This is a genomic window from Nocardiopsis sp. TRM 82005, from assembly GCF_056312425.1.
Genome location: NZ_JBWDTQ010000027.1, coordinates 72,639 through 92,071, shown reverse-complemented (window position 1 = coordinate 92,071; position 19,433 = coordinate 72,639). Strand labels below are relative to the sequence as shown.

The 19,433-nt window shown below is 71.8% G+C and carries 17 protein-coding genes; 10 read left to right on the top strand and 7 right to left on the bottom strand.

Annotation, left to right across the window (positions count from 1 at the left end; translation table 11 throughout):
• Positions 1-11: 11 nt before the first annotated feature.
• The 4 genes from AC0T5L_RS21490 to AC0T5L_RS21475 form a co-directional block, all read right to left on the bottom strand.
• The gene (locus AC0T5L_RS21490) at positions 12-1,199 is read right to left on the bottom strand and encodes an ABC transporter permease (RefSeq protein WP_476167258.1); all 1,188 of its coding nucleotides are present in this window, start codon (positions 1,197-1,199) and stop codon (positions 12-14) included.
• A gap of 3 nt (positions 1,200-1,202) precedes the next feature.
• The gene (locus AC0T5L_RS21485) at positions 1,203-2,204 is read right to left on the bottom strand and encodes an ABC transporter permease (RefSeq protein WP_476167257.1); all 1,002 of its coding nucleotides are present in this window, start codon (positions 2,202-2,204) and stop codon (positions 1,203-1,205) included.
• A 70-nt stretch (positions 2,205-2,274) separates the two neighbouring features.
• Positions 2,275-3,390 carry a Gfo/Idh/MocA family protein gene (locus tag AC0T5L_RS21480; protein WP_476167256.1) on the bottom strand — a complete coding sequence of 372 codons (1,116 nt, stop codon included), beginning with the start codon at positions 3,388-3,390 and terminating at the stop codon, positions 2,275-2,277.
• 71 nt (positions 3,391-3,461) lie between these two features.
• Complete coding sequence (locus AC0T5L_RS21475; RefSeq protein WP_476167255.1) at positions 3,462-5,867, bottom strand: beta-xylosidase/alpha-l-arabinosidase; 2,406 nt, start codon at positions 5,865-5,867, stop codon at positions 3,462-3,464.
• A 337-nt stretch (positions 5,868-6,204) separates the two neighbouring features.
• Between AC0T5L_RS21475 and AC0T5L_RS21470 the strand changes: the two genes are divergently transcribed.
• On the top strand, positions 6,205-6,828 hold the full coding sequence (locus AC0T5L_RS21470; RefSeq protein WP_476167254.1) for a TenA family protein: 624 nt from the start codon (positions 6,205-6,207) through the stop codon (positions 6,826-6,828).
• A 293-nt stretch (positions 6,829-7,121) separates the two neighbouring features.
• Here AC0T5L_RS21470 and AC0T5L_RS21465 read toward each other — a convergent pair whose 3' ends face one another.
• Positions 7,122-7,670, bottom strand: a complete 549-nt coding sequence (locus AC0T5L_RS21465) for an SSI family serine proteinase inhibitor (protein WP_476167253.1) — start codon at positions 7,668-7,670, stop codon at positions 7,122-7,124.
• A gap of 78 nt (positions 7,671-7,748) precedes the next feature.
• Here AC0T5L_RS21465 and AC0T5L_RS21460 point away from each other — a divergent pair, with 78 nt between their 5' ends.
• From AC0T5L_RS21460 to serS, 8 genes are all read left to right on the top strand, one after another.
• Entirely contained in the window at positions 7,749-8,081 is a 333-nt protein-coding gene (locus AC0T5L_RS21460) for a rhodanese-like domain-containing protein (RefSeq protein WP_476167252.1), read from the top strand.
• A 262-nt stretch (positions 8,082-8,343) separates the two neighbouring features.
• Positions 8,344-10,341 carry a PAS domain S-box protein gene (locus AC0T5L_RS21455; protein ID WP_476167251.1) on the top strand — a complete coding sequence of 666 codons (1,998 nt, stop codon included), beginning with the start codon at positions 8,344-8,346 and terminating at the stop codon, positions 10,339-10,341.
• A gap of 123 nt (positions 10,342-10,464) precedes the next feature.
• The gene (locus tag AC0T5L_RS21450) at positions 10,465-11,076 is read left to right on the top strand and encodes an ATP-binding protein (RefSeq protein WP_476167250.1); all 612 of its coding nucleotides are present in this window, start codon (positions 10,465-10,467) and stop codon (positions 11,074-11,076) included.
• A gap of 146 nt (positions 11,077-11,222) precedes the next feature.
• On the top strand, positions 11,223-11,579 hold the full coding sequence (locus AC0T5L_RS21445) for an STAS domain-containing protein (RefSeq protein WP_476167249.1): 357 nt from the start codon (positions 11,223-11,225) through the stop codon (positions 11,577-11,579).
• An 11-nt stretch (positions 11,580-11,590) separates the two neighbouring features.
• Positions 11,591-12,433 carry a glycosyltransferase gene (locus AC0T5L_RS21440; RefSeq protein ID WP_476167284.1) on the top strand — a complete coding sequence of 281 codons (843 nt, stop codon included), beginning with the start codon at positions 11,591-11,593 and terminating at the stop codon, positions 12,431-12,433.
• A 36-nt stretch (positions 12,434-12,469) separates the two neighbouring features.
• Entirely contained in the window at positions 12,470-13,114 is a 645-nt protein-coding gene (locus tag AC0T5L_RS21435) for a DUF4446 family protein (RefSeq protein ID WP_476167248.1), read from the top strand.
• 9 nt (positions 13,115-13,123) lie between these two features.
• Positions 13,124-14,071 carry a prephenate dehydratase gene (gene pheA, locus AC0T5L_RS21430; protein WP_476167247.1) on the top strand — a complete coding sequence of 316 codons (948 nt, stop codon included), beginning with the start codon at positions 13,124-13,126 and terminating at the stop codon, positions 14,069-14,071.
• A 139-nt stretch (positions 14,072-14,210) separates the two neighbouring features.
• Complete coding sequence (gene serS / locus AC0T5L_RS21425) at positions 14,211-15,482, top strand: serine--tRNA ligase (protein ID WP_476167246.1); 1,272 nt, start codon at positions 14,211-14,213, stop codon at positions 15,480-15,482.
• Positions 15,483-15,668: 186 nt separating this feature from the next.
• Here serS and AC0T5L_RS21420 read toward each other — a convergent pair whose 3' ends face one another.
• Together AC0T5L_RS21420 and AC0T5L_RS21415 are read right to left on the bottom strand one after the other, a co-directional pair.
• Positions 15,669-16,217, bottom strand: coding sequence for a bacterial proteasome activator family protein (locus AC0T5L_RS21420; RefSeq protein WP_476167245.1), 549 nt, complete (start codon positions 16,215-16,217; stop codon positions 15,669-15,671).
• 33 nt (positions 16,218-16,250) lie between these two features.
• Entirely contained in the window at positions 16,251-17,225 is a 975-nt protein-coding gene (locus AC0T5L_RS21415) for an NAD(P)H-quinone oxidoreductase (protein WP_476167244.1), read from the bottom strand.
• 178 nt (positions 17,226-17,403) lie between these two features.
• On the opposite strand from AC0T5L_RS21415, the gene AC0T5L_RS21410 reads away from it, so the two are divergent.
• Positions 17,404-19,368 (top strand): MinD/ParA family ATP-binding protein, encoded by a 1,965-nt coding sequence (locus tag AC0T5L_RS21410; RefSeq protein WP_476167243.1) that lies wholly within the window; start codon positions 17,404-17,406, stop codon positions 19,366-19,368.
• Positions 19,369-19,433: the final 65 nt, after the last annotated feature.

Below are 19,433 nucleotides of genomic sequence, written 5' to 3'. Positions count from 1 at the left end.
TCACCACCTCCCTACCTGTAGGGGTCGGCGGCGTCGCGGACGCCGTCGCCGACGAAGTTGAGCACCAGTACCGCCACCGTCACCGCGGCACCGGGCAGCAGGAGCCAGGGGGCGTTGGCGATCGAGTGGATGTTCTGCGCCTCCTGTAGGAGCACGCCCCAGCTCACGACCGGCGGTTGCAGCCCCAGCCCGAGGAAGGACAGCGAGGTCTCGGCCAGGATCATGAACGGCACGGCCAGGGTCAGCGAGGCGATGATGTGGCTGGTGAAGGACGGCAGCATGTGGCGGCCGATGATCCGGCTGGTGCCGCAGCCGTCCAGCCGGGCGGCCGTCACGAAGTCCTCCTGCCTCAGCGACAGGAACCGGCCGCGCACCACGCGCGCCAGATCGGTCCAGCCGATGAGGGAGAGGATCACGGTGATGGCGAGGTAGGTCTGCACCGGGCCCCAGTCGCGGGGGACGGCGGCGGACAGGCCCATCCACAGCGGGATCGTGGGAATGGACATCAGGAACTCGATGACGCGCTGGATGGCGTTGTCCACGCGTCCGCCCAGGTAGCCGGAGAGCCCGCCGAGCACGACCCCGAGCACGAAGGACAGCGCCACCCCGGCCAGGCCGATGGACATCGACACCCGGGTGCCGTAGATGATCCGGGAGGCCATGTCGCGGCCGTTGCGGTCGGCGCCCAGCAGGTACACGCTCTGGTCCGGGTCGCTGGCGCCGATCAGGTGGCGGTCGGTGGGAAGCAGCCCCCACATCTCGTAGGGCTCGCCGCGCACGAACAGGCCGACGGGGATCTTCGTCGACTCGTCGACGGTGTAGGTGTTGGCGAGCGTCTCCGGGTCGCGGTCCACCTGGTAGCTGTACACGTACATGCCCAGGTCGAAGCCGTCGGTGGTGTCCACGAAGTGGAGCCGTTGCGGCGGGGCGTAGGTGCGCTCGGCGTCGTAGGCGCCCGGTGTGCTGGGCGCGAGGAACTCGGAGAACACCGAGACCAGGGCGAACACGCACAGCATGAGCGCGCCTGCGACGGCCAGCCTGTTACGGCGGAAGCGCCGTCGGATGAGTACCCGCTGGGGCACGTCCCCGGGCGGGGCCGCGCTGGTGTCGGGCTCCACGGCCGTGTCGGGCGCGGCGGGGGAGGATCCGGGGCCGCGGGACGGCTCCGGGGGCGAGGGGCGGTCGGGCAGGGGTCCCACGGGTCACACCCTCTCGACGTGTTGGTGGCGGATGCGGGGGTCCCACCAGGCCAGGAGCAGGTCGGACAGCAGGGTGCCGACGACCGTCAGCGCGCCGAGGACGAGGATGAAGCTCCCGGCCAGGTACATGTCCTGGTTGCGCAGGGACTCGACCAGGAGCGGGCCGGTCGTCTCCAGGCTCAGCACGATGGAGACCATCACCTCGCCGCCCACGAGGGTGGGCAGGATCCAGCCGATGGTGCTGATGAAGGGGCTGAGCGACATGCGCACGGGGTACTTGAGGATGAGCCGCCACTCGGGCAGGCCCTTGGCCCGGGCGGTGGTGACGTAGGGCTTGCGCAACTCGTCCAGGAGGTTGGCGCGCAGCACGCGGATGAGCGCGGCCGTGCCCGCGGTGCCGATGATCAGCACCGGTATCCACAGGTTGGACACCACGTCCATGACCTTGCCCAGGTTCCAGGCGGCGTCGGCGTACTCGCGCGAGACGACGCCGCCCACGCTCTGGCCGAAGTAGCGGAAGGACACCCAGGCGAAGATCAGGGCGAGCATGAAGTTCGGGGTGGCCAGTCCGACGAATCCGACGAAGGTCACGGCGTAGTCGCCCACCGAGTACTGGCGGACCGCCGAGTACACCCCGACGGGGAAGGCGATCGCCCAGCTCAGCAGGAGCGTGGACACGGCCAGGACCAGGGTGAGGCCGATCCGGTCCCACATCAGGTCGGCCACTTCGCGCCGGTACTGGAAGGACTGGCCGAAGTCGCCGTGCAGGACGATCCCGGAGATCCAGCGCCAGTACTGGACGAAGAAGGGGTCGTTGAGCCCGTACCTCTCCTCCAGGGCGCGGATCTGGGCGCTGTCCACCCCTTGTCCCTGCGCGGACAGCTGGGCGATGTAGGCGCTCAGGAAGTTGCCCGGGGGAAGCTGGATGATCAGGAACGCCACGAGTGAGATGGCGAACAGGGTCGGGGCCATGTACAGCAGGCGGCGGATCACGTAGCGGCGCACGGTGTCCCCCTCGCGGGGGCCGCCGGCGGGCGGCCCCCGGCTCGGCGGCGGTGCGCCCCGGGGCGCGGTGTCACCATCGGACGCCCCCGCCGTCCATGCGGGAGTGGAACGGCGACTCCGGTCCCAGGTCGGCGGGGGCCACGGGCCGCCCCTGGAAGGCGGAGGCGTAGACCCCCGCGACCAGGCGCAGCGTGCGCAGCGACTCGGCGGAGGTCACCGGCGGGGCGGTGCCGTCGCGCAGCGCGGCCAGTACTTGTGCGATCTGGGCGTGGTGACCGCTGTCGGTCCCCTGCTCGCCGTCCTCCCAGGCGGCCGTGACCTCCTCCTCGAACCCGGGCGCCGGGGTGACACGCCAGTCGGAGTCGCCGTAGCCGTACAGGTGGACCAGTTCGACCGTGGCCCGCTCGAAGTCGATCCGGATCCGGCTCTCCTCCTGCGGGGAGACCAGGCTGTTGACCACACTGGCCACCGCCCCGCTGGTGAAGTCCACCCGGGCCACCGACACGTCCTCGGTCTCGACGTCGCGGGCCTGGCGGCGGGCGACCGCGGACACCTCCGTCCACTCGCCCAGCAGGGAGAGCAACAGGTCCATCTGGTGGATGCCGTGCCCCATGGTCGGCCCGCCACCCTCGGTCTCCCACCTGCCCCGCCACGGCACGTCGAAGTACTCCTGGGGCCGAAACCACGTGGTGTGGCAGGCCGCCACCAGCGGACGCCCCAGCACACCGGCTCCGGCCAGCGCCCGCACCCGGCGGGCGCCCGAACCGAACCGGTGCTGGAACACCGTGGCCAGCCACGGCCCCCGCTCCCCGCCCTCCGCCGCCGCCATCTTCTCCGCCTCGGCCAGGCTCAGCGCCGGGGGCTTTTCCACCAGCACGGACGCGCCCGCCCCCAGGCATGCCTCCACCTGGGGGCGGTGCAGGCCGGGCGGCGTGCACACGTGCACCAGATCCGGCCGCTCCCGGTCCAGCATCTCGGCCAGGTCGGCGTATCCCGCCGGGATGTCGAAACGGGAGCGGAACGCGGCCAGGGTCTCGGCGTCGACATCGACGGCGGCGACGATCTCGGCCTGCTCCCGCAGGGTTCTCAGCGCCTCTGCGTGGAAGCGGGCGATGTTCCCGGTGCCCACGATCGCGACGCGGACCGGACCCGTGGGCGGACCGGTCGCCGGGGAGTGCGTGCTCATGTGTTAGTGGCTCCTCTGCCAAAGGGGGGGGTACGGGGGGCGAGGTTCGAGGAGTACTCAGCCGCGGGGGTTCAGCCGCGCACCGGCACCTCCTGTCCCTGGCCGACGGGGTCGAGCTGGACGCCGCACGCCAGGCGGCGGGTGTGGTCCACCACGCGCGCCGGGCCCTCGAGCAGGACCGGGACGGTGTGCCGTACGTCCTGGCTGGACGCGGACAGCAGCAGCTCCAGGCGGCCGGGCTCGACCACGCGCTGCCCGTCCGGACCGGTGTAGGAGGACAGGTCCGCGTGGACGGTGAAGTCCACCGCCCGCGCCTCGCCCGCCTCCAGGTGCACCCGCGCGTAGCCCACCAGCCGCCTGCGGGGCCGGGTCACCAGGGCGACGGGGTCGTGCATGTAGAGCTGGACGACCTCGGTCCCGGCGGTGCCGCCGACGTTGCGGACGGTGCAGCCGACGGTGACCTCTCCGTCAGTGCGGGCCACGGGGACCTCGTCCGGGCGGGCCGGGCGGCCGTCCACGCGCGGGTCCTCCCAGGAGAACCGGGTGTAGGACAGGCCGTGTCCGAACGGGTGGAGCGGGGTCGGGTCCACTGAGCTGACGTCACTGTGGTGGGCCAGGTCGGCGCCGAGGTAGGTGGTGGGTTGGCCGCCGAACGAGCGCGGCACGGACACCGGCAGGCGCCCGCTGGGGTTGACCCGGCCGGAGAGCACCCCGGCCAGGGCGGGCATGCCCTCCTCCCCCGGCATGAAGGCCTGGACCACGGCGGCGAGCCGGTCGGCGACCGGCCCCAGCGCGTAGGGGCGCCCGGACACCACCACCGCGACGACGGGGGTTCCGGTGTCGGCCAGGGCCTCCAGGAACTCCTGCTGTACCCCGGGCAGGCGGAGCTCCTCCACGTCGCAGCCCTCACCGGAGGTCCCCCGGCCGAACAGGTCGGAGCGGTCGCCGACCACGGCCACGCACACCCGGGCATGGGAGGCGGCCAGCACGGCCTCGTCGAATCCGTCGGTGGAGTCGCCGTCCACCGAGCATCCGGCCCGGTGCTCGACGCTCGTGCCGGGCAGTTCGGCGCGCAGGGACGTCAGCAGGGTGGGGATCTCCACGCCGACGGCGGTGCCGGGGTGGCGCCTGCCGACGTGGGCGGGGAAGGAGTAGCAGCCGAGCACGGCGTCAGCGGTGTCGGCGAGCGGCCCGACCAGGGCCAGGCCCCCGGTACCGGTCAAGGGGAGCGCGTCGTCGGAGTTGGACAGGAGCACCACCGAGCGCTCGGCGAGGTCGCGTGCCAGGGAGCGGTGTTCGTCGGGGTCCAGGTCCACGGGGGCGTCGGGGTCCTCGGGTTCTGGAACCCATCCGGCGTCGAGCAGGCCCAGCTCGCATTTTTGCAGCAGTACGCGCCGGGTGGCCCGTTCGACCAGGTCCTCGGGCACCTCGCCCGAGCGGACCAGGGCGGTGAGCTGGTCGCCGTAGCAGTGCACGGTGGGCAGCTCGACGTCCACACCCGCGGTCAGGGCCAGGGCTCCGGCCCGGTCCGCTGTGTCGGCGAGACGGTGCAGGGTCTGGAGGAAGGCGATGCCGAAGTAGTCGGCGACCACGGTCCCCTCGAACCCCCACCGGTCTCGCAGCAGGCCGGTCAACAGGCCGCTGTCGGCGGCGGCGGGCAGCCCGTCGTTGTCGTTGTAGGCGGACATGACCGATCCGGCACCGCCGTCGCGCACGGCCATCTCGAAGGGTGGGAGCAGCACGTCGGCGAACTCGCGCGGGCCGATCGAGACCGGCGCGAGGTTGCGTCCGCTCCTCGAGGCCGAGTACCCGACGAAGTGCTTGAGGGTGGCCACGATCCCGGCGGATTGCAGGCCGCGCACGTAGGCGGTGCCGACGGTCGCCACCAGGTGGGGGTCCTCGCCGATGGTTTCCTCGGTGCGCCCCCAGCGGGGGTCGCGGGTCACGTCCAGTACGGGGGCCAGACCCTGGTGGACGCCGACCAGGCGCATGCTCTCCCCGATCTGGGCGGCCATCCGCTCTACCAGGTCGGGGTCGAAGCTGGCGCCCCAGGCGAGGGGGACCGGGTAGATGGTCGCGGTCCAGGCGGCGAACCCGGCCAGGCACTCCTCGTGGGCCACGGCGGGGATGCCGAAGCGGTTGGCGCTCATGATCTCGTGCTGGCTGCGGACCAGAGACGCGCGTCCGGCCACGGGGTCCACCGGGACGGTGCCGAAGGGCCGGGTGAGCTGTCCGAGGCCGTCGGCGATCACCCGCTCCCACTCCGGCGGCTCCTGGGTGAGGTCGTGCTGGTGCGGTGCGACCGCCTCGCCGGAGGCGTCCGCGCTCACCCACACACCGTGCAGCTGGGCGACCTTCTCCTCCAGGGTCATCGACCCCAGCAGTCGCTCGACGCGCGTCGCGGCCGGGAGGGAGGAGTCCCGCCAGCTTTCGGCGGTGTCCTTCCGTTCGGCGACGTGGTCAGAGGGTCCGGTCATGTAGGGGTGCCTTTCTGTGCTCGGTGAGGGTGCGAGGGAGAGCCGTCCGGGTGGTGGGCCGCGCGCGCTGGACATCCGAAACTTTCGAATTTAGTATCGAAACTTACTGACGGAGAATGTACGTATTCGCGGTGACCTGGTCAACCCCTGAGAGAGAGATAAGTCACATGCGTACTGTGAGCTGGGAAGGAGGAGAGGTTTCGGCTGGTGAGAAGGGAAAGGTTTCATCAAGTCGAACTTGGGGAAGCGCTTGCCAACCGAAACTTTCGAGAGTCCTTTGGCGGGCCGGGGTGACCCGTGTGGAAGTCTCCGAACGGGCGGATGGGACACTTCGGGCGTGGGAATCACAGAACGACTCCATGAGATCGGGCGGCCGCTGGTCGCCGAACAGCTGGCGCACCCGACGGTCGCCGGGATCGCCCGGGGCGACCTCGACGAACGCGCCTTCCGGTACTGGCTGGAGCAGGACCACCTCTACCTGCTCGACTACGCGCGGGCCTTCTCCCGGCTGGCTTGGCAGGCGCCCGACGAGCACCTCACCGACCTGGTGGGCATCGCGCACAGCACCCTCACCGAGGAGCTGGAACTGCACCGCTCCCTGTCCGGGGAGTTCGGCGCGGACCTGGCCACCCGTGACAAGGGGCCCTCATGCGCGGCCTACACCGCATGGCTGCTCGACGCCGCCGCCGACTACCGGGACGGGCTCGCCGCGGTCTATCCCTGCATGTGGGGCTACAACCAGCTCGGGCTCGCCCTGGCGGAGAACCGTCCGGAGGAGCCGCGCTACCGCCGATGGGTCGACACCTACGCCGACCCGGAGTTCAGCACCCTCACCGAGCACTACGGGAGGATGCTGGAGGAGGCCGACCCGGAGCCCGAGCGCACGGAGCGCCTCTTCCTGGAGGGCATGCGACACGAGGTCGCCTTCTGGGACACGCCCTACACCGCGCGTACCGCCTGACCCCGCGCGCAGGAGGGTTCCGCTCCTTCGAGCCGTCCACAGGGTGGGGGCGGGGCTGGTTCTGCCTCGTGGAAGGCGTTTAGCCTGGATATGGGGGACCCGGAGCAGCCTGTGGGCACCTGAGGTGCCCCCGAGTTCCAGAGTCGCCCATCCGCTCGCTCGGGACAATCCCGGCCCCGTCGCCTGTGGACGACCTCGCGCATGGGAACGGGGAGCCGGGCCGTGCGGCCCGGCTCCCCGTCCGCCGCTGGCGGGGGAGGCCCCGGTCAGCGTGTCGGTCCAGGTGCCCCCGGTCAGGGGTTGAGTACCGTCTCCACGGTCTCGAAGCGCTCGATCTCGCAACCGTTGCGCTTGTTGAACTCGGTGTCGACGTCGGTTCCGTTGACGTGCCCGGTCACATGGACGACCTCGGGGCCGCCCACCTGCATGGTGCACATCATGTCGGAGGTGTCGAGGACGAACGGCTCAGCGCCGACCTCCTCGATCGTGGCGCACGCCGCCTCGGAGCCGGGGTGGTCGCCGCCCTCGGGGTCACAGGTCAGGGTCCACACCCCCTCCTCATAGCCTTCTTCGGGGGACAGGGCCTCGTCGTCGCTCAGGGAGCGCTCGATCGTCAGCCGGACTTCGGCGTCGCCGTTCTCCCCGTCGGAGGCGTCCTCTTCGGAGGAACCCTCCTCGGAGGAGTCTTCGGCGGGGTCGGAGGGAACGGTGGTCTCGTCGGATTCGGGTGCCGGCGCGTTCACTTCGGCGGGCTCGTTGCCGCAGGCCGTGATAAGCAGGCCAAGGGCTGCGAGAGCGGCGAGGCGGGTCGGCAGGGCCGTCGCGAAGGTGTACTGAGCCATACGGTTCGGACGCGGGGGGATTCTCCCGGGTTCCCCGGATTCTCACATTTTACGAAGCACACGGATACAGGGGGTCACATGTTCGGCAACGAGGTTCCGGAGACCAACGTCACCGAGGTACCCGAGGACGCCTACCTGCTCGACGTCCGCGAGGACGACGAGTGGAACGCGGGCCACGCGCCCGACGCCACGCACATCCCGCTGGGCGAGCTGGGCGAGCGCGCGGCCGAGGTGCCGCAGGACCGGAGGGTCTACGTCGTCTGCCGTGCGGGCGGCCGCTCAGCGCAGGCCGTCGCGGCGCTCAACCAGGCCGGGTGGGACTCGGTCAACATCTCCGGCGGCATGCAGGCCTGGCAGCACGCCGGGCGCGGCCTGGCGGCGGAGGACGGCGTGGAGCCCCGCGTCATCTGAGGACGGCGTGGAACACCGCGTCATCTAGTGTGCTGGCCGCAAATGTTTCCGGTGTGATGGGTGGGGGCCTTCCTCCCGCTGGCTTTGTACTTGTGGCGAGTATCGAGCGCGCCGAACTCGGCTGTGAGTACGAGATCGTCCGCGCGGGGGCCGGATCGGTGAACCTTTCCGGTCACAGCCCCAGGGGCCCGACCCCGCCGATTTGGCTCCGATTGCGCAAAGCACTGCCCCTGGGCCGCTTCCGGGTGGCACTATGACGTTCGTGAGTTCCGAGCGCGCGCCCCTCAGCGCCGAAGCCGTGCTGGCCGCGTCAGCGGACGCGGTGGTCTGTGTCGACAGCGAGCTCCGGGTCACCTTCTGGAATCCGGCCGCCGAGCGCCTGTTCGGCTGGTACGCGGAGGAGGTGCTCGGCGGCGAGCTGCCGATCGTCCCCGCCGAGCTGAAGGCCGAGCACGGTGCGGTGCTCGAACACGTGCGCTCCGGAACGCCGCTGTCCATCCACACGCGCCGGGTGCGCAAGGACGGCACGGTCGTCGACGTGCGGATCAACACCAACCGCGTGCCCGGTGCCGACGGCGGGGTCGCCGGGTGGGTGCTCAGCCTCTACCCCTCCGACACCGACGTACAGGCCCGCTCCTCGGCGATGGAGAGGGCCCGGCTGGTGCGGCGGCTCACCGACGTGGTCGTCGACATCAACGCGGACCTCAGCCGCAAGACCGTGCTCGACCGCATCTCCCGCGGCATCACCGAGCTCACCGGTGCGGACGCGGGCGGCTTCGTCCTGCTCAACGAGGACCGCGTGGAGCTGGTGAGCATCTCCGAGCTCTCTGAGGAGCTCCAGGGGTTCAGCGCCGCGCTGGACGACAGCCTGTTCGGTGAGCTGCTGCGCAGCGGCAAGTCGGTACTGCTGGCCAACGAGGACACCCGTGGCCTTCAGGACCTGGTCTGGGCCGACCTGCCCGGGCTGCACACCATCGCGCTGGGCGTGTCCAACGTGCACGGCCGCCCCTACGGCGCCCTGTACGCGCTCTACAGTCAGCGCAAGGTGGGGCACGTGGAGCTGGAGCTGCTCGAACTGCTCGCGGCGCACGCCGGCGTGGCGATCGGCAACGCGCTGGCCTATGAGGAGCTCAACCGGCAGCGCGTCCACGAACAGGCGGTGGCCGACTCCAGCGCCGACGGGATCGCCGTGCTCGACTTCGGCGGCCGGGTGCGCAAGTGGAACCGCTCGGCGGTGGAGCTCACCGGTTACGGGACCGACGTGGTGGAGGGGCGCCACCCGCCCTTCCCGCTGCCCGCCTGCCACGGCCAGCCGGTCAAGCACCAGCTCAAGGACGGCCGCTGGTTGGAGATCCTCATGGCGCAGATCCCGCGCACCCACGAATGGGTGGTGGACTTTCGCGACATCACCGCGCAGAAGGCCATGGAGGACGAGCGCGAGGCCTTCCTGGCCACGAGCGGGCACGAGCTGCGCACCCCCATCACCGTCATCCACGGCTACGCCACCACGCTGCTGCGCAAGTGGGCCCGGCTCAGTCCGGACTCGCAGTACCAGGCGGTCGACACCATCGCCGAGCGCTCCTCCGCCCTGGCCACGCTGGTGGACCGGCTCCAGCTGGGCTCGGACGTCTCGCGCGGCGAGATGCGGGTCGGCCGTGACCGGTTCGACCTCCCCGAGGTTCTGCGGCAGGCGGTCAGCGCCTTCCGGCCCCTGTCCGACCGGCACGACGTCACCATGGAGGACCTGCCCCCGCTCCCGCCCACGGCGGGCGACCCCCTGGCCACGAGCATGATCATGGACCAACTCCTGGACAACGCCCTGAAGTTCTCCCCCGAGGGCGGGCGCGTGCACGTCAGCGCCAGCGAGGAGGACGACGCCGTCGCGGTCGTGGTCGACGACGAGGGAGTGGGGCTGCGGTCGGGAGATGAGGAGCGGATCTTCGAACGCTTCGTCCAGTCGGGGCTGCGCGGCGACGACTCCGGTTTCGGCGGGCTCGGGCTCGGCCTGTACATCGTGCGCCAGCTGGCCCGCGACCAGGGCGGCGACGTCACCGCCCAGCGCCTGGAGCGCGGGGCACGCATGCGGTTCACGGTGCCCCTGTACCGCGGGGACGGCCCGCCGTCCGCCGAGCAGCCCCCTACACGGTCCGAGACGTCCCGCGAGCAACCTGAGTCCCAGGAAACATCAAAAACCTCGTCAACCCCAGAAGCCCTGTCACGGCAGCGATCCACGCACCGACGCGCGAGTCCTACCCGGTGATTCACCTCGCGGTGGGTTTCCTCCCGAGGTGATCGGGGCATTTCCACCCCTGGTGGAATTCGCTGGCACACATCGGGCGGGTTCCGGACCACCCGAGAAAGCACGAACGCGCAGGGATTCAATGTGTCAGGAGACCACACCCCACTCGACGTCGGGGACCGCCCGCGCAAGGTCGAGCGGAACGCCACGCTCCCCTACACCCCCGCCAGCGTGACCGAAGCCAGGCAGCGGCTGTGCCGCGACCTGCGCTCCATGGAGATCATCGGGGAGGACCGCGTGGACGACGCGGCCCTCGTCCTCAGCGAGCTCGTCAGCAACGCCTTGCGCCACGCCAGTCCCTTACCCGCCCCCGACAACCCGGAGGACAGCGTCGGTGTGTCCTGGCGCGCCGAGGTGGACCGTAGGTCGCCGTCGGGCGGCTGGGTGGAGATCGCGGTACGCGACGGCGGATCCAGCACCATGCCCCGTGTGGCGCGGCCCTCCGTCTCCGGCCTGGGCGGCCGGGGCCTGGGCATCGTCCAGACCCTGTCGGGCCGATGGGGCACCGAGATGGACGCGACCACCACCACGGTGTGGGCGGTCCTGGAGATCCCCGCCGAGGAGGCCGCCGACGAGGAGGAGGGCACGGCCGAGGGCCTGCCCGAGAGGTTCGGCGCCGGCCCCGGCCCGGGCGACGTCGTCGAACTGCGGCTGAACGCCCAGGCGGGCGAGAGGGCCTGGAGCGTGCTGATCTGAGCGGACCCGCCGGACGGGCCCGCTTCCACGGGACGGGGCCCACCCCGCCGGGCGCCGCGCGGCACCGCCCGGAGGAACGCCGCCGATGTCGCGAAACACCGTCACCGAGGTGGCCCCTGGGTGACGCGGCCGCTACAGTCACGACTGTGGAGTTGAAGATATCAAGCCGGTCTCAGGAAGACGTCGCGGTAGTGGCCGTGGGCGGTGAGATCGACCTGTACACGGCACCCCAGTTGCGCAACGAGCTCGCCGGAGCCCTGGAGGACGGGGCACAGCGGCTGCTCGTCGACATGTCGCGGGTGGAGTTCTGCGATTCGACGGGCATCAGCGTGCTGCTCTTCGCCATGAAGCGCTCCCGCGACAAGGGCGGAGACCTGGAACTCGTGGCGCCCAAGACCGCGGTCACGAAGGTCCTGGAGGTGACCGGACTGAACGAGGTGTTCGTCATTCACCCCGACCTCGACGCGCTGCCGGTGGCCGCGGGATCCGGCACGGCCCGATAGGCGGGGTGCACGTGCTTCGGGGGGAGGACGGTGGCCCGGGGGAGGCCGGGGTCGCCGCGGTGATCGCGGCCAAGGACGAGGCGCTGCGGATCGGCAGCACCGTGAGGGCCGTCCGCGCCCTGCCCGGGGTGGACCTGGTCGTCGTGGTCGACGACGGCTCCGCGGACCGTACGGCCGACGTCGCCCTCGACGCCGGGGCCCGCGTGTTCAAGCACAGCCGCAACCGCGGCAAGGGCGCGGCGATGGAGACGGGCGCGGAGGGCGTCCGGCTCATCGAGGCGCACGGTGACGGAGCGGTCCGTCAGCCCAGGCACCTGCTGTTCCTGGACGCCGACCTGGAGGCCACCGCCGCGGACGCCTCCCCGCTCATCGAACCGGTCACCGGCGGCAAGGCCGACATGACCATCGCGCTCTTCCCCGCCACGCGCATGCGTCTGGGCGGGCACGGGTTCGTGGTGCGGCTCGCGCGCGGCGGGGTCCGCAAGGCCACTGGATGGGAGCCCGAGCAGCCCCTCAACGGTCAGCGCTGCATCACGCGCGCCGCCTTCGAGGCGGCCAAGCCGCTGGCCGCGGGCTTCGGCGTGGAGACCGGCCTGACCATCGACGTACTGCGCGCGGGCTTCCGTGTGGTGGAGGTCGAGGTGCCGCTGGCGCACCGGGCCACCGGCGCGGACCTGCGCGCGCAACTGCACCGCGCCCACCAGTTCGCAGACGTGGCGCGGGCGCTGGCGGTGCGCGAGCTTCGGCCCACGGCTCGGCGCCAGTGGGACCGGACCCGGGAACGCGCGCTTACGGCAGGACGGCAACTGGCGGGCAAAGTCGGGCACATGAGTTGGAGAAATCGCCCGAAGTAACCCCATGGGCGCAGTGCGTAGCTATACGCTCGCCCTGTGTTCACTACGATCCTGGCTTTGACCGGAATGCTCTCGGGACTGGGCGCGCTCGCCCTCGGCGGGTACGCGTTGTCCAGGACCCGGGTGGTCGACAGCGAATCCCAGATGATCGCCCACCGTGCGGCTGAGACCAGCGCATCGGGCGTGGACCCGCTCGCGGTCCGCGACGTGGCGGTCCTTCACTACGACGCCCTGGAGGAGATGTCGGGCGCCCGCTCCTTCTCCCTGGCACTGCTCAACAGGGAGGGCGACGGCGTGGTCGTCACATCCATCAACGGGCGTACCGAGACGCGCACCTACGCCAAACCGGTGGTGAGCGGCGACTCCGACATCCCGCTCAGCCCCGAGGAGTACCGGGTCGTGCGCTCGGCCCGCCTGGGCGAGGGGATCGGCGCCTCCATGACGGCGGGGAGCACCTCGGCCCGCCCCACCCAGCCGACCGCGGGGACCGGTGCGGGCTTCGGCGAGCGGTCCGTGCGCACGGACACCACGCCTCCCGGGGGCGCTTCGGACGCCGCGACGCCCGGGACCGCTCCGGACGCCGGGGCCGTCAGGGAGGGCGGAGGCACCAGGTCACTGGTCACCGCGTTCCGTCCCGCGGGACGCGGCGAGCAGCCCCGCTCGGGCCGCGGGTCCGTATAGCCTGGCTGCATGCCCAACCGCTACGCCTACCTCGGCCCCGAGGGCACCTTCACCGAAGCCGCGCTGCGCGACCTGCGTCCGGACGCGCCCGACGGGGCCCGCGTCCCCTGTGAGGGGATCGCGGAGGTCTTCGACGCGGTCCGCTCCGGGGCGGTGGACGGCGGGGTCGTTCCGCTGGAGAACTCGGTCGAGGGCGGCGTCACCGCCACCATCGCCGAACTGGTCAACGGCGATCCGCTGCTCATCACCGGGGAGACGGCCGTGCCCGTGGAGTTCGCGCTGTTCGCGCGCGACGGGGCGGCCCTGGACGACGTCAAGCGGGTGGCCACCCATCCCCACGCCCTCGCCCAGTGCCGGGGATGGCTCGCCCAGCACCTGCCCGACGCCGACACGCACACCGTCTCCTCCACGGCCGCCGCGGCGCGCAGCGTGTCCGAGCCCGGAGCTCCCTACGACGCCGCGATCTGCGCGGTGATCGCCGGTGAAAGGTACGGCCTGCGCGCCCTGGCCTCCCGGATCGGCGACCGGTCGGACGCGGCCACCCGGTTCATCCACCTGTCCCGGCCCGGCGTGCTGCCCGGGCCCACCGGGGCCGACCTGACGTCGCTGGTCGCCTTCATCGCCGACGACCACCCCGGCGCCCTGATCGAGGTGCTCAACCAGTTCGCCGTACGCGGGGTCAACCTCACCCGTCTGGAGTCGCGCCCCACCGGCGACGGGCTCGGCAGCTACTGCTTCTGTATCGACGCCGAGGGCCACGTGTCGGAAGCCCGGGTCGGTGAGGCCCTCATGGGCATCCGACGGGTGTGCCGGGACGTGCGCTTCCTGGGCAGCTATCCGCGCAGCGGACGGGCCGCCGTGACCAATCCTCCGCTGCGGCCCCGGCCGGCCACCGACGCCGACTTCGTCGAGGCCGAGCGGTGGCTGGCACGCGTCCGTGCCGGCCGGGTCGACTGAGGGCCGCCCGGCCCCCGGGTCTCCAGCGGGCATCCGGGCCCCGGCGGGCGGCCGCGCTCGGACGCCTCCTCCCCGCGCCCGTGAGCCGGTTGTGGAAAAGATGTCGGGGAGCTCGGGCCCGGGCGGTAACCTGCAAGGCGTGATCGACCTTCGCGCTCTTCGAGAAGACCCCGAACGACTCCGTGCATCGCAGCGAGCCCGTGGGGAGGACCCCGCCGTCGCCGACCGGCTGCTCGAACTCGACGCCAGCCGCCGTTCCGCGCTGTCCCGGTTCGAGACCCTGCGTGCCGAGCAGAAGAGTGTGGGCAAGTCCGTCTCCAAGGCCTCCCCGGAGGAGCGTGAGGAGCTCCTGGTCCGGGCCAAGGCGCTGGCCGCAGAGGTCAAGGAGGCCGAGGCCGAGGCCGGTCGCATCGCCGACGAGCTGAACACCGCCCTGTCCGGCGTGCCCAACCTCGTGGAGGAGGGCGCACCCGAGGGCGGCGTGGACGACTTCAGGGTCATGGAGACCGTCGGTACGCCGCGCTCGTTCGACTTCACCCCGCGCGACCACCTGGAACTGGGCGAGATGCTCGGCGCCATCGACATGGAGCGCGGCGCCAAGGTCTCCGGCGCCCGGTTCTACTTCCTCACCGGCGTGGGCGCCCAGCTGGAGCTGGCACTGCTCAACATGGCGATGAACCAGGCCGTCCAGACGGGCTTCACACCGATGATCCCGCCGGTGCTGGTCAAGCCCGAGACCATGGAGGGCACCGGGTTCCTCGGCGCACACGCCGACGAGGTCTACCACCTGCCCGCCGACGACCTCTACCTGGTGGGCACCTCGGAGGTGCCGCTGGCCGGGTACCACGCCGGGGAGATCCTGCCCGCCGACGCGCTGCCCAACCGCTATATCGGCTGGTCGCCCTGCTTCCGCCGCGAGGCGGGCTCCTACGGCAAGGACACGCGGGGCGTCATCCGGGTGCACCAGTTCCACAAGGTGGAGATGTTCGTCTACACCCACCCGGACCAGGCGCACGAGGAGCACGAGCGGCTGCTCGCCTGGGAGCGGGAGATGCTGGACAAGCTGGAGCTGCCCTACCGCGTGGTGGACATCGCCGCCGGCGACCTGGGCACCAGCGCCGCCCGCAAGTACGACTGCGAGGCCTGGGTCCCCAGCCAGGAGACCTACCGGGAGCTGACCTCCACCTCCAACTGCACCGAGTTCCAGGCCCGCCGCCTCAACACGCGGTTCCGGGACGAGGACGGCAAGCCCCGCTTCGCCGCCACCCTGAACGGCACTCTGGCCACCACCCGCTGGATCGTCGCCATCCTGGAGAACCACCAGCGCGAGGACGGCTCCGTGGAGGTCCCCGAGGCGCTGCGCCCCTACCTGGGCCGCGACGTCCTGGAGCCGCTCAGCAGGAAGAAGTAGGCCGGGACCCGAGGGCTCCCGCCGGGGCCCGCGGGGCCGACGGGCACCCGCGCTCCGCGTGTCCGCGTTCGTGGCGGGTGTGACGGCGGAGCCGGGTCCCCGCCGCCTCCGTCCGCCGAGCCGACAGCCGCTGACGTGCAACGGAGTCCGCCCCGTCGACGGGGCGGACTCCGTTCGCCGTGCCAGCTACAGGTACGGGCCGGAGCCGTGCCCCTCCTCGCCGGGACCGCCCGGGCCGCCGGGGCCCTGGGCCTGTAGGTCCGCGAGGCCGGGCGGCAGGGCCTTGCGCATGTTCTCCAGCTGGGCGCGGGCCGCCATCTGCTGGGCGAACAGGGTCGTCTGGATACCGTGGAACAGGCCCTCCAGCCAGCCCACCAGCTGCGCCTGCGCGATACGCAGTTCGGCGTCGCTGGGCGCGGATTCCTCCGCGAACGGCAGGGTCAGCCGCTCCAGCTCCTCTATGAGCTCAGGGGCCAGACCGTCCTCCAACTCCTTGATGGAGGAGGTGTGGATCTCCTTGAGCCGGGCCCGGCTCGCGTCGTCCAGGGGAGCGGCCTTCACCTCGTCCAGGAGCTGGCGGATCATGCTGCCGATCCGCATCACCTTGGCGGGCTGCTCCACCATGTCCGCGAGGGAACGGGGCTCCTCCGTACCGCCCTCCTCCTGACCGCCGTTCTGGTCGGTCCCCATGACCAGCACCTGAGGCTGCTCGTTCGGGTTGTCTGCGCTGCTCATCAGTCCCCTTACGTGGATATCACCGGCACGCCGTCAACGGGTGAGAAGGATCTTTCCGGTGTGCGCGCTCGTTTCCATGACACGGTGCGCCTCCGCCGCGTTCCGCATCGGGACCGAGCGGTCGACGACGGGGCGGACGACTCCTTGTTCTACCAACGGCCACACCTCCTCGAGTACTCCCGAGACGATGGCCGCCTTCTCGTCCAGGGGACGGGAACGGAGGGTCGTCGCCTGCACGGAGAGCCTTTTCACGAGCATGCGCCCCAGATCGACCTCGGCGCGGCGGCCGCCCATCAGCGCGATGATCACCAAACGGCCGTTTGTGGCCAGGGAGCGCAGGTTGGCGTCCAGGTAGGAGCCGCCCATGATGTCGAGGACGAGGTCGGCGCCGCCCGCCTCGCGCATGCGCTCGGTGAAGTCCTCGGTCTTGTAGTTGATCGTGATCTCGGCGCCCAGCTCGCGGCAGCGCTCCAGCTTCTCCTCGCTACCCGCCGTGACGGCCACCCGGGCGCCCAGGGCGCGGGCGAACTGGATGGCGAAGGTGCCGATACCGCTGCCGCCGCCGTGGACCAGGACGGTCTCTCCGGGGCGCAGGTTTCCGGCCATCACCAGATTGGACCACACGGTGGAGGCCACCTCCGGCAGCGCGGCCGCCTCCACCAGGTCCACGCCCGCGGGTATCGGCAGCAGCTGGCCCACCGGTACGGCGACCTTCTCGGCGTAGCCGCCCCCGGACAGCAGGGCGCACACGGGGTCGCCGACGGACCAGCCGGCCTCCTCCGTGCCGGGGCCGAGCGCCGCGATGGTGCCCGAGCACTCCAGACCCGGGTACTCGGATGCGCCGGGCGGCGGCTGATAGTTGCCCTGGCGCTGGGCGACGTCGGCTCGGTTGGCCGCGCTGGCGGCCACATCGACCAGGACCTCCCCTTCGCCGGGGACAGGATCGGAAACCTCGGACCAGGCCAGGACCTCGGGACCGCCCGGTTCGGTGATACGGATCGCGTGCATGAGCCAGACAGTACCCGGGGAGGTTCCTCGGCAGGCAATGGAACTCTCTGTTCACTGCCCCGAGAGGTACTCCGGTGGGGTCGGGAGGGTAGGAGTGATCCCAGGGAGCGGATCCCGTCCCTTCCCCGCTGCGGTATTCCTCCCTCCACAGCACACCCCCTTGAAGCAGGAGAACCCGGTGGCACACCAGGAACAGAACGGGTCGGATCGAAGCTCCGAGGCGGGCCCCGTACCGGAGGCCGAGCATCGGGCCGGTTCGGGCCGACCGGACGACGACCTCGAGGAGTTCGGCGAGGCGGCCACCGAGACCACGCCCGGTCCGGCGGCGCCCGCGCCCTCCCCCCGCGAGCAGTGGTTCGGCGGGTTCGAGGGAGCGGCTCCGCCCCCACCGCCCTATGCCCGGCTGCCCGAGGACACGCCGTCCCCCGTGCCGGGTGCCGGATACCGGGAACCGACGCCCACGGACGGCGACGCGGACGACGGGGAAGCCGGCTGGGACGGGGAACCGGGGCCGGGGACGTCCCGGCCGTCCGGGGCGCCGGGCTCCTCGGAGCCCTTGGAGTCCTCAGAACTCCCGGAGCCCTCGGTGCTGCCCGGGGCGCCTGGTCCGGCCGAGGCCTCTGAGGGACCGGAGGTGTTTGAGGCATCCGAGACGCCCAAGGCATCCGAGACGCCCGAGGCTTCTGCGACGTCCAAGACTTCTGGGGCCTCTGAGGAGTCCAATGGCTCCGACGACGCCGAGGACGAGGTGCGCGGCAGCACGGTCCGGCTGTTGCCGGGATCCTCGCGCGGGCGCCCGCAGCGCCCCGAGCGCCCGCAGCGGCAGCGGCTCCAGCGCCCCACGAGGCCGGGCGGGGAACCGGATCCCCTGGCGCCCCGCAGGACGCGCCGCGACCCCGACGTGCCCGAGCCCGAGCAGCTGCCGCCGCTGGAGACCGAACGTGAGGAGGCCCTCGACCCGGGAGAACGGAACGGCACCGGAACGGGCCCGGGCACGCGGCCGGACGGTGACCGTCCCGAACCGGAGGGCCCCTTCCGCTCTGCTCCTGCGGGCACGCCGAGGGGTCGCCCCGAGCCGCCGCCCACACTCACCGGCCCTCGTGCCGCTCTCGCACGGCCCACGGAGCCACCGGCGCCGGAGGGCACGGGCACCCGGCCGGGCACGGACTCACCGCCGGGTCCACCGGTCCGGCAGCGTGCCGAACAGAACCGGGAGACCTCCGACTCCCTCAACGCCGCCACCCTCGTGCGCAACCGGCGCCAGGGACCCAGCGGCGGGTGGCGGCGGGCCGTGCACACCGCCACCCTCGGCCTGGTCAACCCGGGGGAGTCCGCCAAGGTGCTGCGCCAGCGTGAGCTGACGGCCCGAGCCTGCACACCCGTGGCGACCGGGCACCACAGGGTGGCCGTGCTCAGCCTCAAGGGCGGTGTCGGCAAGACCACCACCACGGTCGCCCTCGGCGCCACCCTGGCCTCCCTGCGCGGCGACCGGGTACTCGCCGTGGACGCCAACCCCGACCGGGGCACGCTCTCGGACAAGGTGCGGCTGGAGACCGCGGCGACCATCCGCGACCTGCTCAACGAGCGCCACCTGGTGTCGCGCTACGCCGATATCCGCGGGTTCACCTCCCAGGCGCCCAGCCGCCTGGAGATCCTGGCCTCCGACCGCGACCCGTCGGTCTCCGAGGCGTTCAGCGACGCTGACTACCGGGAGGTCGCCCGGATCGTCGAGCACTTCTACTCCATCTGCATCACCGACTGCGGTACCGGCCTGCTGCATTCGGCGATGCGAGGGGTACTGGGGCTGGCCGACCAGGTGGTCCTGGTCAGCTCGGCTTCGGTGGACGGGGCACGCAGCGCCAGCGCCACCCTGGACTGGCTGGAGGCGCACGGCCACGGCGCCCTCGTCAGCAGCGCGGTGGTGGTGCTGTCGATGGTGCGCTCCGACAGCAAGAGCAGCGTGGACCTGAACCGGCTGGAGGAGCACTTCGCCGGGCGGTGCCGCGACGTGGTGCGGGTGCCGTGGGACGGACACCTGGAGGAGGGCGCGGAGGTGGACCTCGAACAGCTCGCGCCCGCCACGCGGGACTCCTACCTCCAACTGGCCGCGACCGTCGGGGAGGCGTTCGCCCGGCAGAGGTGACGGGGGCCTCCCGGGCCGGAGCCCGGGAGGCCCCGGGGCGGGCGCGCCGAGGCGGCGGACTCCGG